This window comes from Microcystis sp. LE19-84.1B (genome assembly GCF_027531875.1).
Lineage (GTDB): Bacteria > Cyanobacteriota > Cyanobacteriia > Cyanobacteriales > Microcystaceae > Microcystis > Microcystis panniformis.
Map to the genome: position 1 here is coordinate 1 of NZ_JAPZSR010000228.1, position 12,710 is coordinate 12,710.

The following is a 12,710-nucleotide window of genomic DNA, read 5'->3' on the forward strand; positions in this document are numbered from 1 at the left end:
AAAAGGCACTCCCGCGAGGGGGTGCTTTTTTGTGGCCAAATATTTTATGGTATGTCTAGCCTGGATTATTCATCGAAAATTTGGGTCTGAAACCCCGTCGTTCTACGACGGCTTTACTGTTAAATATTAGCGCATTTACACCATATATTCTAGAATGTGAGACATGGAAAAAGCCTATTCTTACCAATTTTACCCCACACCCGAACAAGAGAGGATGTCAACATTCAACTGCTCTTAACGATAACCGTCTTCTTTTTGAGTGCCTTCGGTACTCTGTTCTGGTTGTCTATCCCCTTAGTCATTCAGGTGATTATTGATAAGGTCATCGTCCAGAACTCGCCCGAGATTCTCAACCTATTGGGTGTTTTCTTGATAGTGACGACTCTCATTGCCAGTGCCTCGGAGATCGGCCTAGCCGCTCTCACCGCCGCCATCGTCGGCAACGGTCTGGCTAGGAACCTCTTTCTCAAAGTCGCTGTCACACTCCCTAAAGTCTTGGCCATGCTATTATTAATAGCTATTTATAGTCCTCAACTTGCCTTTGCTTCCACTGGGCTAACCGCCCTAGCCTGTGGGACCTATTACCTTCTCAAAAGAAGCAGATTGGTAGCCGAGTGTAGCTCAGAACCCCTTCCTCTTTCTTTCCGCTTGCCTTTGACCCTAATCGTACTCTTCCTTTTTTGGTATGGCGCTTCCCTAGTCCTCGCCGTTCAATTATCGCTAGGTCAGTTGATAGCGTTTATTATTTTAAGTATCCAGTTTGTGGCTTTTTTATTGAGCGTGACGGCGGCCGCTACTAAGCCTATTCATTGAGGGCTGCTCTCATTTGGAGATGCTAATTAGCAGAATCTGCATTAGGAAGCCCGTATAGCTCCTTAACGGACTGGCGGGAGAGAACAATAATCGTGAAGACTCCGAGGATTGTCCCCAAGGGAGTGAATAAGCAGAGGATGCAAGCCATAACGAAGGAAAACCAGTATCTCTGGCGGCGTTTGAGGAATCGCCCCGATACAATGGTAGCAATAGCAAAAACTTCTCCTAATATGAAAAATAGGCCACCAACAACGGCGAAAAAATATCCGGCCGCTTGAGGCGGTAAATTCCCAGATGAATGTACTGAAATAGATTCGGTAATGATGAGTAGACCAATAGTAAAGTGGATAAGTGGAAAGAGAAAGAAAAAGGCAAGAATCCCTCCCACAATATAGTGGAAGATTGATAATAATTTGAGATGTTGTCTATCGTTATTCATATTCATTTGCGGGTTCATCCGAGTTTTTTAGGCTAAAGTGATAGATTTATTACAGGATAGAAGAACTCGTATCTCAAAATTGCGAAACCCATATCCACATCGCTTTATTACCTTGAGCTTATTGTTGAGAATTTCAACACAACCATTACTAATCGATGCTCAAAGTAGGCAGTCACTTCACTAAACCAGTTAGCTTACGACTCTCACAACCAGAGCTCGGACAAATAGCTGATTTATCCTTTACTTCTAATCTCACGAAAATCATGTCGTCTATTATGCTAATCTCAACTGGTTTATGAGTCTGGAAATTTAGGATTTCTTCAAAAATCTGTAGTGATGATTGGGAGCATCTCACCTTTGTAACCCCTAAATCAGGTTTTTATGTCAAGCTATTTTGAAAGCCTTGCTAGAAACCAGTTTTAGGGATAAGTATAATTACTCACTTGCATAAATGAGATGCTCCCTGATGATTTAGGATGATTGAGGGAAATCATAATAGTTTCCTACTTAGGGGTTGCTGAATAAATCTAAAAACCTTGTTGGATAAGACTTTTAGACTTTTTTTCCCTCAAAAAGTGCCAACCATTGGAGTGATCGGGGGTAAAATTCCGGGACTTTTTCCCTGAAAATTACTTAACTGACCCCCTCAAAATCCGTAAAACCCCACACCCTACCCCCACGAAAAACTTTTTCAGCAAGCCCTACTTAGTTGTTATAAAATTTATGGGTCTCTCTATTATTATAAAGCCTCAAAACGCTGAATTGATAGCTGATTTTATCTTCCTAAGAGTAAATTTAATACTTTCTTAACCAACTAGGATGTTGCTTTTAGCATACTGAACTCAGATGAGCCGTAATTTATTAGTGGCTTTATATACTGGCCTAAAGAATCAACTCTATGCCGTTTTTGTCACCGATCAGCGTTTATGGATACCTGAGCGTCGAATGGCAACTTATCCCGATATTATGGTGATGCCTGAACCTCTCACTTATCAAGAAGGACGCAAAGATACTTTAATTAATCCTGTTTTGATTACTGAGGTTTTGTCTGCTGCAACGGCAAGTTACGACAGAGAAGAAAAGTTTGCCGCTTATCAAACTATTGCAACTTTTCAGGAATATTTATTAATTTCGCAGGAAAAATGTTATATTGAACATTTTCAAAAAGAAGGCGCACCGCAAAGCGGATATATGCGAGATCGCTGGTTGTTTAGAGCTTATGAATCTGATACGATAATTCATTTAAATTTTTTGGGAATTCAGATAGCAATCGCAGATGTTTACCATAAAATCATCTTGGAAAATAATTAAAATATAAGGAAAATAGTTAAGAGGTAAAATGATGACTTTGCAAGAAATGATCAAATCTTTTGAGAATTTATCAGAGGATGAACAAGAGTCATTGTTAGAGATTTTGTCTCAATATAGAGCTAAAGCAAGAGAAAGAGAAATTTTAGCTAATTTTAAGGAATTGAAAGAGGCGATCGCTACTGGAACAGCCAGAAGGGGAACCGCAGAAGATTTGATTGCTGATTTGAATGAGGATTAACGATGGATCTAATATGGAGTGATGGGTTTAAGCGTTCGTTTAAAAAGCTAATCAAGAAAAATCCCCAGTTAAAACCTAAAATTTTCGATGTACTTAGAAAACTGGCAGAAGACCCATTTACACTGTCTTTAAAAACCCATAGGTTAAGTGGTAATTTAGAAGGGTTATGGTCTTGTACTGTGGCTTACGATTGTCGAATTATTTTTAGTTTTTCGGAAGATGGAGAATATTGAGAAGTTATCATCTTGTTAATTGACATTGGTAGTCACGATCAGGTGTATAGAAAATAGGCTAGACTAGAAAGTGATACCGCAGGTTTCGGCGTTGCGGTATTTCGAGATATCGGAGCATCAAGATAAGCTAAGACGCATTTTAACCGCTTATGGGTCAGTAGGAATGCTACGATAGCGTTGGGCGAGGATGTGAAGTTGGTCCTTGAATTGATCAGAGAAAAGGAGTTTAAAGGATGAAAATGACTTATCTGGAAGCTACTGCCAAATTTTACAGCGAAGTGGCCCAAACTCCCGAAGTGGGGCTATGTTGTGTTCAAAGCAGTCCTTTGCAACTGCCGGGGTTAAAAATCCCCGCCATTATGCAGGAGATGAACTATGGTTGTGGCACGACGGTGCAGGTTAATGAATTGGGCAATTCTCCCAGGGTTTTGTATGTGGGTGTGGGTGGTGGTTTAGAAGCACTGCAATTCGCCTATTTTTCCCGTCGTCCGGGGGGAGTTATTGCGGTAGATCCAGTGCCAGAAATGCGTTGGGCAGCCCAAAGAAATCTCGGCGAAGCGCTGCTGGAAAATCCCTGGTTTAGTCTCGATTTTGTGGAAATTAGAGATGGTTCTGCCTTTGAATTGCCGGTGGAGGATGCCTCCGTCGATGTAGTGGCGCAGAATTGTCTTTTTAATATCTTTAAACCAGCCGATTTACAGTTAGCTTTACGGGAAGCTTTTCGCGTCTTAAAACCGGGAGGACGTTTACTGATGAGCGATCCGATCGCCCCTCGTCCAATTCCCGAACATTTGCAAGAAGATCAGCGTTTACGCGCTATGTGTCTATCGGGGGCCTTGACCTACGATGATTATATTCAACAGTTGATCGCTGCTGGTTTTGGTCAGGTAGAAATTCGGGCCCGTCGTCCCTATCGTTTACTGGACTGTCAGAGTTATAATTTAGCCGAGCCGCTCCTCTTAGAAAGTTTGGATTCCGTGGCTTTTAAAGTAGCTATTCCCGAAGATGGGGCCTGTATTTTTACCGGCAAAACTGCTATTTATACTGGTACGGAGGCAATTTTTGATGATGGTGCTGGGCATATTTTAGCCAAAGGATTGCCGGTGGCCGTCTGTGATAAAACTGCGAGCAACTTAGCTTGTTTCTCTCCCCAAGATATCCTCATCACCGAGTCCACTTGGCACTATAATGGGGGCGGTTGCTGTTAAAAAAGTACGGTCGAGACAAGTTCGATCGGTCAGTTATCAGTTATCAGTTATCAGTTATCAGGAATTAAATATAAGATGAACGTAGGTTGGGTTGAAGCATGAAACCCAACGCCCGCATAGTTTACGCTACCGCTAACCCATCCTATAAATAATTGTGCCTCCCTACTTATCAGTTATCATTGATTAGTTATTGGTCACTGATTACTATTTACTGATTACTGATTACTGATTACTGATTACTAATTACTGTTTACTGTTTACTCTCCTATGACTCCTTTTGTTGAGAAACTAAAAACTCCTTTAACTAAGCAAAAAATCTCGGTTCTGCAAATTAATTTTGGGAAAAGATGTAACCTTGCCTGTAGCCATTGTCATGTGGAAGCTAGTCCAGGTCGCACCGAAGAAATGACTCCAGAAGTGTGCGAACAAATTATCGAACTGATCGAAAGATTTCCCCAAATTAAAACCGTCGATCTGACCGGCGGCGCTCCGGAAATGCTCTACGGTTTTAAGCCGATTGTGGAAACCTCTAGAAAAGCTGGGAAAGAGGTAATTGTGCGCTCGAATTTAACTATTTATTTCGAGAAAGGATTTACTGATATTCCTGAATATTGCGCTGGCCATCAGCTGCGGGTGGTGGCTTCTTTACCCTGTTATCTTGCCGATAATGTGGATAAAATGCGCGGGGAAGGAGTCTATGATCGATCGATTGCCGCTTTACAATGGTTAAACCGTCTTGGCTACGCTCAAGAGCCGAATTTGATTGTCGATTTAGTCTATAATCCCCAGATTCCTAAGTCAGATAATTTTTCTCTCACACCGGATCAGGTATCCCTAACACGGGATTACAAAAAGTTCTTGCAAGAACATTTTAATATTTCTTTTAACAATCTGTTTACTATCACTAACCTACCCGTTGGAAGGATGCGCTTCCATCTGGAACACCGGCAACTCTATCAACCCTATCTTCAATTCCTCGAAGACCATTTTAATGGCGATACTGTCGAACATTTGATGTGTCGTAATCAGCTTTCGATCGATTATTTGGGTAATATCTATGACTGCGATTTTAATCAGATGGAGGATCTGGCTGCTTGCACCAGTCAAGGCCAAAAATTAACCCTCCCAGATTTATTACAAGCGGGTACTTTAGAGCTAATTGCAGAGGTACAAACCGCTTCCTATTGCTACGGTTGCACTGCCGGCAGCGGTTCCAGTTGTGGAGGAGCTTTGATTTCAATCTGAACAAGTGTACTGGATTGACAGCGTGTCTCGGAAATTTTAGTACAAATGCTCGGACTAGCTCTCCTCGCTGCCAACTCCGGCACTGTCTTAACGAGTAATGTTAGATAGTCAAAAGTTTGGCCGATGATTAGGGACCAGAAAAAACTGCCGATTCGATATCTTGGCGACTAAGGGAGTATTTAAAAGCGCGATTGATATCACTGCCGTCATTGGCTGCTCGAAAGTAACGAACGGTGATTTCTTCGATATCGAGGCAGATTTCCGCTTTCCATGTCGGTTTTTCCACAGTCCAACAGTGAACATTCTCGGTATTTTTCCGACAACCTAATTTAACTAGCCATGCTTCGATCGCCGGTAAGGGATGATTATAGAGGGGAGTATCAGCAGTGGGAATCTTCATCGCATCTAAATCAAAAATAATTGGGCTATAGTGACGGCATTCTCTCCTCGAAGCATAGCAATAATCACCGCCAGTAACAAGCAGCCGAGCAGGGTGAGTGCCAAGATAAACAAAGCAAAAATTTCTCCCGAAGATAGGGGGCGATCGGTCGGATCGAGATAGGCGCTACGATTAGCTATGGGTTCATCGCTATCCGGGATAGTTTGGATGACATTCCAGCGGGAGTAACCTATCTGTAAATCATACAGGGAACGGCGATCGGGATTACTCAGGGTGGCATAAGCTTCGTTAAGACGCTGGAATTTAACCGTTGCCACTTCGGGGCTGAGTTCGGTAGTATCGGGGTGGTATCGTTTGCTTAGTTCCCGATAGGCGCGTCGCACTTCGATCACCGAGGCGCTCGGATGTAGCCCGAGAATGGCATAATAGGTATTGGCAAAGCGCGAGTTAGCGGCAATGACTCGCGAGGTGGTTGGGGAATTATCGCGCTCGAAGGTCACAAGATTTTTTACACTAAAAATTGTCTTAATATTCTAACCCTGTTGATCATGAAATCTCGTTATCGGCTGCGTCTTCAGATCTGTCTTGTCTTTCTTATTGTTGCTCTGACGAGTTTGTCTCCTTGGCTAACCCCTAGCGCCTATGCGGGGATCGATGACGATCGCCTTGATGGTAATATTTTTGTGGTCTATGCGGGTAATGGTTCCCTCGTACCACCGCGTTTAAATTTAGCGGAAACTTTTCAACGGAAAATTCCAGCTATTATTGTCTATTATCTGGATGATAGTAGTGATTGTAAGCGATTTGCGGCGATTGTCTCCCGTTTTCAAGAGTTTTACGGTCGCGCCGCCAGTATTATCCCCGTAAGTGTCGATTCTATCCCCTTAAAGTCTTCCTATCGTCTCGATGAACCGGGTTACTATTATCGCGGTGGGGTTCCCCAAACGGTGGTTTTAGACCAACAGGGTAAAGTGGTTTATGATGGTTTGGGCAATGTTAAATATGAAGATGTGGATGATGTCTTAAGAAAGATTTTTGAGCTTCTGCCTCGATCAGAATCGGTAGAGTTAAAAAGACGCTCTTTTAACGAGTTTAACGCTGAATTGCGCTAGTTACCTCTTTTTTATCCTCAATTGAACCAAAAATAATCATTTAGAGATGCTGTCAGCAGCGTCTCTATCTTGTTTTTAGGAACAATAAAATTATTTACTTATTGCTTTTATTATCATTTAAGATTTATTTTAACCAATAAATGCTAAGCAATTCAGATTTTATCTGAAATAACATTTAAAAAATATTGGCAACAGTGCCAAACTAGAAAAGGTTTGCTAACCTGATGGTATTGATAATAATAATCATTCTTGTAAGTGTGGGAGACAGCAATGAAAATCAAGCAAAATTTCCTAACAGCAGCGATATTACTGGGTTTTTCTAGTCCGGTACTGGCTAATAGTCTCGAAAACCTCTCTAGTAACCCCATGGCACAGGTAACAAGTGTCAATCAATTGCGGGATGTTTCTCCCACCGCCTGGGCTTTTGAGGCCTTAAGAAGTCTCGTGGAGAGGTATGGTTGTATAGTAGGCTATCCTGACCGTACTTTTCGCGGTGAACGCGCTTTAACTCGTTGGGAATTTGCCGCCGGGTTGAATTCCTGCTTAAATACCCTAGAAAGATTGATTCAAGAAGGAGTAGCGGTATTAAAAGAAGATCTAGACAAAATCAAGCGATTAGTCAGCGAATTCGAGACCGAATTAGCGGCATTGGGTGCTAGGGTTGATAACTTAGAAAATCGAGTCGCTTTTCTGGAAAATAATCAATTTTCCACCACCACTAAATTAACCGGGGAAGTGGTGATGGCATTATATGGGGTAGCCACAGGAGAAAAAAACGGTGGTGAAGGGATTCCCCAAGTGCCAGCTTTTGGTTATCGGGCGCGTTTAGAATTAAATACTAGCTTCACAGGCAAAGATTTACTCTATACCCGTCTAGCAACGGGAAATATTGCCGATTTAGCCGATACTACGGGAACTTTTGAAAGTACCTTAGCTTTTACCCAACCGGACGGCAACGATTTACTGCTAGAAGTTTTAAACTACAGTTTCCCCCTAACGGAAAATATCTACCTCTGGTTAGAAGCGACGGGAGGTGCTAAAGATGACTTTACCAATACCCTCAACTTTTTGGATGGAGATGGTGCTAGTGGGGCGCTTTCCGATTTTGGTACCCGCAATCCCCTTTATTTTGCCCCCGGACAAACTGGACTCGGTTTACAGGGTAATTATGGGGCTTTGCAATTCAGCGCCGGTTATCTTGCTGGGGATGCTAACGATCCTAACCCGGGTGCGGGTTTATTTAACGGTTCCTATACTGCCCTAGGGCAGGTGGGTTATGTTCCAAACGAGAATTTTGGCATTGCTTTATCCTACTTTCATGGTTATAACCAATTAGATACGGGAACGGGAAGCCAGCGCTCGAATTTCCGATTTTTCACCGAAGAGCTATTCGGCGAGGCTGTCCCGACAATTAATAATAGTTTGGGTTTACAATTTACTTGGCGAATTGTCGATGGTTTTGTCCTCGGTGGTTGGGGTGGTTACACAAAAGCGAGAACTCTTAGCACCTTAGATGGACAACTAGAACGCGGGGATTTAGATATCTGGAATTGGGCGGTAACTTTGGCTTTTCCTGATTTATTTAAGGAAGGAAATACGGCGGGGATTATTGTTGGTATGCAGCCCTGGGTATCTAGTTCTAGTATTAGATTAAATGATGGCAGTGCCACTAATGATCCCGATACTTCCTTTCATATTGAAGGATTTTATGAGTGGAAAATCACCGATAATATTGCCCTTACTCCGGGGGTAATCGTGATTACTTCTCCTAACTCAAATAACAACAATTCCACCTTAGTTATCGGTACTATCCGCACGACTTTTACTTTCTGATTTGTCTAGGCAGCCAGTCAGAAATAAAGATAAAATATGACCGAATTTAACATCATTTCTCCACTGGCTGCCGTTCCGCACTCTAAACTAACTGAATGAAGGGGCATTTATGGTATTTTTAGAGGCAATTTAGCCAACTTTTGTGGTTTCTTTTTTGATGGATTTAGAGGGTTTTAGTTTATGCTTGAGGGTTGAAGTTGTGGCGAAGAGGTCGAGGACGATTTGAGGAACACTGTTAAATGTGATTAAATAGAGTACAATGAAAGTTGAAGATACACCTAGTTACCTAGTTAAACCATGAAACAAGTTATCAAAAATATTAAGGTATCGGAGATTCCTACACTAATCGCTCAGTTAGGTCTTTCTCCTGAACAAGAAGTTAATCTGACAATTGAGGAAAATTCAGAAAGTCTTATCTCAATTATGGATAAAGTCGGCAAAAAAGCTCAAGCTAAAGGTTTGACAGAAGATAAACTAACAGAACTATTAGTAGATGAATCCTAATCGAGTTGTTATAGATACAAATGTTTTTATTAGTGCTTTACTAAATCCCCTAGGAACACCCAAAAAAGTAATCAATATAGCAGTCAGTCAATTTACTATTCTCCAGAGCGAGGCAACTTATCAAGAATTGGCAACGAGAATAAGTAAAAAGAAATTTGACAAATATTTAGAAAAAGATGATAAGTTAGATTTCTTGTCGTCTCTTAAAAATAGGAGCTTATTTGTTGATATATGGCATGAAACGAGAGTTTGTTCCGATTTAGATGATAATAAATTCTTAGAATTAGCTGTATCTGGAATGGCACAATACATCATAACAGGCGATAAAGATCTTTTAATTCTCAATACTTATCAAGGGATTCCAATTATTACTCCAGCAGAGTTTTTAGTTATTTTCTAGTGTCCCTGAGAATTTTTTGAGGGAGGAATGCAAAAAAATAAACCCACTCAAGATTGAATGAAGGGGCATTTATGGTATTTTTAGAGGCAATTTAGCCAACTTTTGTGGTTTCTTTTTTGGTTGATTTAGAGTGTTTTAGTTAGCGCTTGAGGGTTGAAGCTGCACCGAAGCCGAAAGGGATGATAATTCACCAATCCTCCTAAAACTGTTATCTTTTGATGATGACTAATTTGTTTAGCTTGCTCTTGCTGCTAAATCGGTAGTGATACTGGCATTATATCTGGATAATGTTATGATCCCGATAGGGGTAAATTTTATTGCGATTGCGTTAGCGCAAATACAATGTTGATAAAAATTAATGTAGTAACCATAATATAGCTACATTTGGAGAGTAAAATTGAAGTGGACATGGGACGACAACAAAAATCGGACAAACAAGCGCGATCACGGCTTGAGCTTTGAAGCCGCTCAATATGTTTTTGCCGATCCTCTCGCTGTCAGCCGTCCTGATCCATACCCAGAGGAAGAACGCTGGCAGACTATCGGACTGATCGGTAAACTGACTGTGTTTGTGGTGCATACTTGGCCAGAGTCTGATTCAGTGACAGGAGAAGAAACGGGACGAATTATTAGCGCACGCAGGGCAACAGCCCATGAAAGGAGGGCTTATGAACAAGGGAGATTCTAATCCAGTACCGCCAGAGATACAGGCTGAAATTGACGCTCTAGCCGCATCACAAGAGCCTATCCGCACAGATCTGATCCCAGAGGCTACGGGAGATTGGAGCAAGGCGCGGCGTGGTGTGTTTTATCGTCCGCTCAAACAGCAGATCACTCTAAGCCTTGATGCTGACCTGATAGACTGGTTCAAAACCCAGGCCACACAAGAGGAGGGGTATCAGACCAGTATTAATCGCGCCCTGCGAGAATATGTGGAAACACGGGCAAAAAAATAAACCCCATCAAGATTGATTGAAGGGGCATTTATGGTATTTTTAGAGGCAATTTAGCCTACTTTTGTGGTTTCTTTTTCGCTGGATTGGGAGGGCTACTGGCAGTGACAAACTCAAAAGGAGTAAAGCCAATTCCCTGAAAATTAGCTAATTTACCACCTGAAAATGGGTAAAACCCCACACCCCCCCTGCCCCCAGGAAAAACTTTTTCAGCCAACCCTACTTAAGGCGATCGATTTTCCTAAAACCTGCAAGGATTTAATCCTCATAAATGCGGCACTCTAAGGCATCGGGATTGGCTTCGCAGTAAGCCTGAAATGAGTTACTCCCCTGTTTTTTGGCCCGTTGATGGGAGGCTTCGGCCTGGAGTTCCTCCACCACATCCCAGGCCGCGGCGCAATCTGGAGAGGTCTCACCCTTGGCCGCACAAATTGCCCGTGCGTCTTCCCGGGCTGCTTCAATTTCATCTTCAATGAACAACCGCTTGGGCTTTTCAACAAAATCGCTCTTGAAGAGAATATCACTGACAGAAATAATGCCCAGCAAAGTTTTACCCTGAATCACCGGTGCGCGGCGAATGCGGGTTTGAGCAAATAACCTGGCCACATATTCCACCCCCAGTTCGGGATTGACAACCACACAGGGCTTGGCCATAATTTCATAGACCCGCATAGTTTTAGGATCGTGGCCAAAGGCCGCCACTTTGTAAACGATGTCGGTTTCGGTGACAATTCCATAAGGATCCTGTTCATGGCGCGGTTCGACAATCAAACCCCGCAGTTTTTTTTCTTTCATCAATTTCACGGCATCGGCAACCGTTGCCGAACCACGAATGGTGACAACGTTTTGGGTCATAATTTCTTGAGCTTGCAGCATATATGGTTTGGTTTTTTTAAATGAAAGAACTGGTATAAATGCAAAAGTTGACTAGGGTTGCCCCGATAGCAATTTCCTAGACTCTTGTGGGCTGAGTGCCACTTTGAACACAGATGACAAAGACCAATGGGCGATCGCTGGTTGGGGCTGGGACGGCATGGCCGCAGCTGTGTTCCCCTGAATGCCGGGAGCATAGGCCTCCAGCACAGCGCCATTTTGCCAACACATGGCGATGAAATAATCACACACTGGGCATTCCGTCTGAGCAACCTGTCGGGCCGGACACTTATATCCTGCGGGTAGGCGATCGCTCAAGAGCCGTTGAGCTACGCTGCCACAGTTAGGACACCGAATTTCTATAAGCTTGTTCATCGCCATACCTCAAAATTAAATAGTGGTGTGAGAAGGAAAGGGTCAACGTCGGAGGTTTGCCCAGAGTGTTTGTTCGCGGTGGAAGACTATAATTGTCGTTCTACGGCTGCCGTAAATTCTTCATAGGGTTTAACCCCAACTAATGTTTCTATCAATTCCCCCTGTTTAAATACCATGACAGCAGGAATACTTCTAATCCCAAAGCGTTTGGCCACGAGTTTGTTACTGTCTAGGTCAAGTTTGAAGACTTTGGCACGATCGCGATAGTCATCGGCCAATCGATCGATCAACGGTGCCACCAGTTTGCAAGGTCCACACCAGGTTGCTGTGCAATCTACCACCAACACTGATTCACTCTTTAAGAGGGAATCAAATTCAGTTTCATCTTGAATAAATGTAGCCGTACCCATGTTTATATCTCCAAATTGATGCTGTGTAACTTAGGACAAATTCTCTGCTCGCTGGGTTTTAGAATATAAATTCAGCTTTGAACCGCTCCTCCTCTAAAAATGCTTGGCTTTTGACCCTTTAACTTTGTCCGCCTCCCGGGGGTATCGTCTATAGTTTGGTTGTCCCAGACATCGATGGTGACATCTAGTCCCTGCTCATGCAGGGGTTTTACTGTGTAAGTCGTCATCGGAAATTTTGGGTCTGAAACCCCGCCGTTCTAGGTTGGCTTTACGTTAGAATTAAAAGGCCAGTCTCGAAAACCAAGTGGACGGCGCAGCACCTGGAAAACTCGGCTTAGGGGGTTCCGACCAGAAAAGCTTGGC

The 12,710-nt window shown here is 42.8% G+C and carries 19 protein-coding genes; 12 read left to right on the forward strand and 7 right to left on the reverse strand.

Going from position 1 to position 12,710, the window contains the following annotated elements; genetic code table 11:
* The first annotated feature begins 156 nt into the window (after nucleotides 1-156).
* Nucleotides 157-813: an ATP-binding cassette domain-containing protein gene (locus O9324_RS13305; protein WP_287629158.1), complete on the forward strand. Its 657-nt coding sequence runs from the start codon at nucleotides 157-159 to the stop codon at nucleotides 811-813.
* A gap of 22 nt (nucleotides 814-835) precedes the next feature.
* Here O9324_RS13305 and O9324_RS13310 read toward each other — a convergent pair whose 3' ends face one another.
* Together O9324_RS13310 and O9324_RS13315 are read right to left on the reverse strand one after the other, a co-directional pair.
* Nucleotides 836-1,270, reverse strand: a complete 435-nt coding sequence (locus O9324_RS13310) for a hypothetical protein (RefSeq protein ID WP_080604640.1) — start codon at nucleotides 1,268-1,270, stop codon at nucleotides 836-838.
* A 9-nt stretch (nucleotides 1,271-1,279) separates the two neighbouring features.
* Nucleotides 1,280-1,405 (reverse strand): transposase, encoded by a 126-nt coding sequence (locus tag O9324_RS13315; protein ID WP_080604642.1) that lies wholly within the window; start codon nucleotides 1,403-1,405, stop codon nucleotides 1,280-1,282.
* A 693-nt stretch (nucleotides 1,406-2,098) separates the two neighbouring features.
* On the opposite strand from O9324_RS13315, the gene O9324_RS13320 reads away from it, so the two are divergent.
* From O9324_RS13320 to arsS, 5 genes are all read left to right on the forward strand, one after another.
* Nucleotides 2,099-2,563 (forward strand): Uma2 family endonuclease, encoded by a 465-nt coding sequence (locus O9324_RS13320; RefSeq protein WP_288140425.1) that lies wholly within the window; start codon nucleotides 2,099-2,101, stop codon nucleotides 2,561-2,563.
* Nucleotides 2,564-2,594: 31 nt separating this feature from the next.
* Nucleotides 2,595-2,801: a hypothetical protein gene (locus O9324_RS13325; protein ID WP_002770492.1), complete on the forward strand. Its 207-nt coding sequence runs from the start codon at nucleotides 2,595-2,597 to the stop codon at nucleotides 2,799-2,801.
* Between the two features lie 2 nt (nucleotides 2,802-2,803).
* A complete protein-coding gene (locus O9324_RS13330; RefSeq protein WP_002770495.1) occupies nucleotides 2,804-3,034 on the forward strand; it encodes a type II toxin-antitoxin system RelE/ParE family toxin in 231 nt (76 codons plus the stop codon).
* Between the two features lie 233 nt (nucleotides 3,035-3,267).
* A complete protein-coding gene (arsM, locus tag O9324_RS13335; RefSeq protein ID WP_288140426.1) occupies nucleotides 3,268-4,242 on the forward strand; it encodes an arsenosugar biosynthesis arsenite methyltransferase ArsM in 975 nt (324 codons plus the stop codon).
* A 267-nt stretch (nucleotides 4,243-4,509) separates the two neighbouring features.
* Nucleotides 4,510-5,487, forward strand: coding sequence for an arsenosugar biosynthesis radical SAM (seleno)protein ArsS (arsS, locus tag O9324_RS13340; protein WP_288140427.1), 978 nt, complete (start codon nucleotides 4,510-4,512; stop codon nucleotides 5,485-5,487).
* Nucleotides 5,488-5,614: 127 nt separating this feature from the next.
* Here arsS and O9324_RS13345 read toward each other — a convergent pair whose 3' ends face one another.
* Complete coding sequence (locus O9324_RS13345; protein WP_002770501.1) at nucleotides 5,615-5,887, reverse strand: DUF3143 domain-containing protein; 273 nt, start codon at nucleotides 5,885-5,887, stop codon at nucleotides 5,615-5,617.
* A gap of 5 nt (nucleotides 5,888-5,892) precedes the next feature.
* A complete protein-coding gene (locus tag O9324_RS13350) occupies nucleotides 5,893-6,387 on the reverse strand; it encodes a J domain-containing protein (RefSeq protein WP_288140428.1) in 495 nt (164 codons plus the stop codon).
* Nucleotides 6,388-6,435: 48 nt separating this feature from the next.
* On the opposite strand from O9324_RS13350, the gene O9324_RS13355 reads away from it, so the two are divergent.
* The 6 genes from O9324_RS13355 to O9324_RS13380 all read left to right on the forward strand — a co-directional run bounded on the left by O9324_RS13355 (nucleotide 6,436) and on the right by O9324_RS13380 (nucleotide 10,692).
* On the forward strand, nucleotides 6,436-6,999 hold the full coding sequence (locus tag O9324_RS13355) for a thylakoid membrane photosystem I accumulation factor (RefSeq protein WP_288140429.1): 564 nt from the start codon (nucleotides 6,436-6,438) through the stop codon (nucleotides 6,997-6,999).
* 270 nt (nucleotides 7,000-7,269) lie between these two features.
* Nucleotides 7,270-8,832: an iron uptake porin gene (locus O9324_RS13360; protein WP_288140430.1), complete on the forward strand. Its 1,563-nt coding sequence runs from the start codon at nucleotides 7,270-7,272 to the stop codon at nucleotides 8,830-8,832.
* Between the two features lie 297 nt (nucleotides 8,833-9,129).
* Complete coding sequence (locus tag O9324_RS13365) at nucleotides 9,130-9,336, forward strand: hypothetical protein (protein WP_185237093.1); 207 nt, start codon at nucleotides 9,130-9,132, stop codon at nucleotides 9,334-9,336.
* Nucleotides 9,326-9,736 carry a putative toxin-antitoxin system toxin component, PIN family gene (locus O9324_RS13370; protein WP_288140431.1) on the forward strand — a complete coding sequence of 137 codons (411 nt, stop codon included), beginning with the start codon at nucleotides 9,326-9,328 and terminating at the stop codon, nucleotides 9,734-9,736. Before O9324_RS13365 ends, O9324_RS13370 begins: the two co-directional genes overlap by 11 nt.
* 397 nt (nucleotides 9,737-10,133) lie before the next feature.
* Nucleotides 10,134-10,424, forward strand: a complete 291-nt coding sequence (locus O9324_RS13375; protein ID WP_002770510.1) for a BrnT family toxin — start codon at nucleotides 10,134-10,136, stop codon at nucleotides 10,422-10,424.
* Nucleotides 10,405-10,692, forward strand: coding sequence for a BrnA antitoxin family protein (locus O9324_RS13380; protein ID WP_002790271.1), 288 nt, complete (start codon nucleotides 10,405-10,407; stop codon nucleotides 10,690-10,692). Before O9324_RS13375 ends, O9324_RS13380 begins: the two co-directional genes overlap by 20 nt.
* 255 nt (nucleotides 10,693-10,947) lie before the next feature.
* Here O9324_RS13380 and O9324_RS13385 read toward each other — a convergent pair whose 3' ends face one another.
* From O9324_RS13385 to trxA, 3 genes are all read right to left on the reverse strand, one after another.
* Entirely contained in the window at nucleotides 10,948-11,565 is a 618-nt protein-coding gene (locus O9324_RS13385) for a CP12 domain-containing protein (RefSeq protein WP_002770514.1), read from the reverse strand.
* Between the two features lie 51 nt (nucleotides 11,566-11,616).
* Entirely contained in the window at nucleotides 11,617-11,943 is a 327-nt protein-coding gene (locus O9324_RS13390) for a hypothetical protein (RefSeq protein WP_353851717.1), read from the reverse strand.
* Nucleotides 11,944-12,023: 80 nt separating this feature from the next.
* Nucleotides 12,024-12,347 (reverse strand): thioredoxin, encoded by a 324-nt coding sequence (gene trxA, locus O9324_RS13395; protein ID WP_002790231.1) that lies wholly within the window; start codon nucleotides 12,345-12,347, stop codon nucleotides 12,024-12,026.
* Nucleotides 12,348-12,710 lie beyond the last annotated feature (363 nt).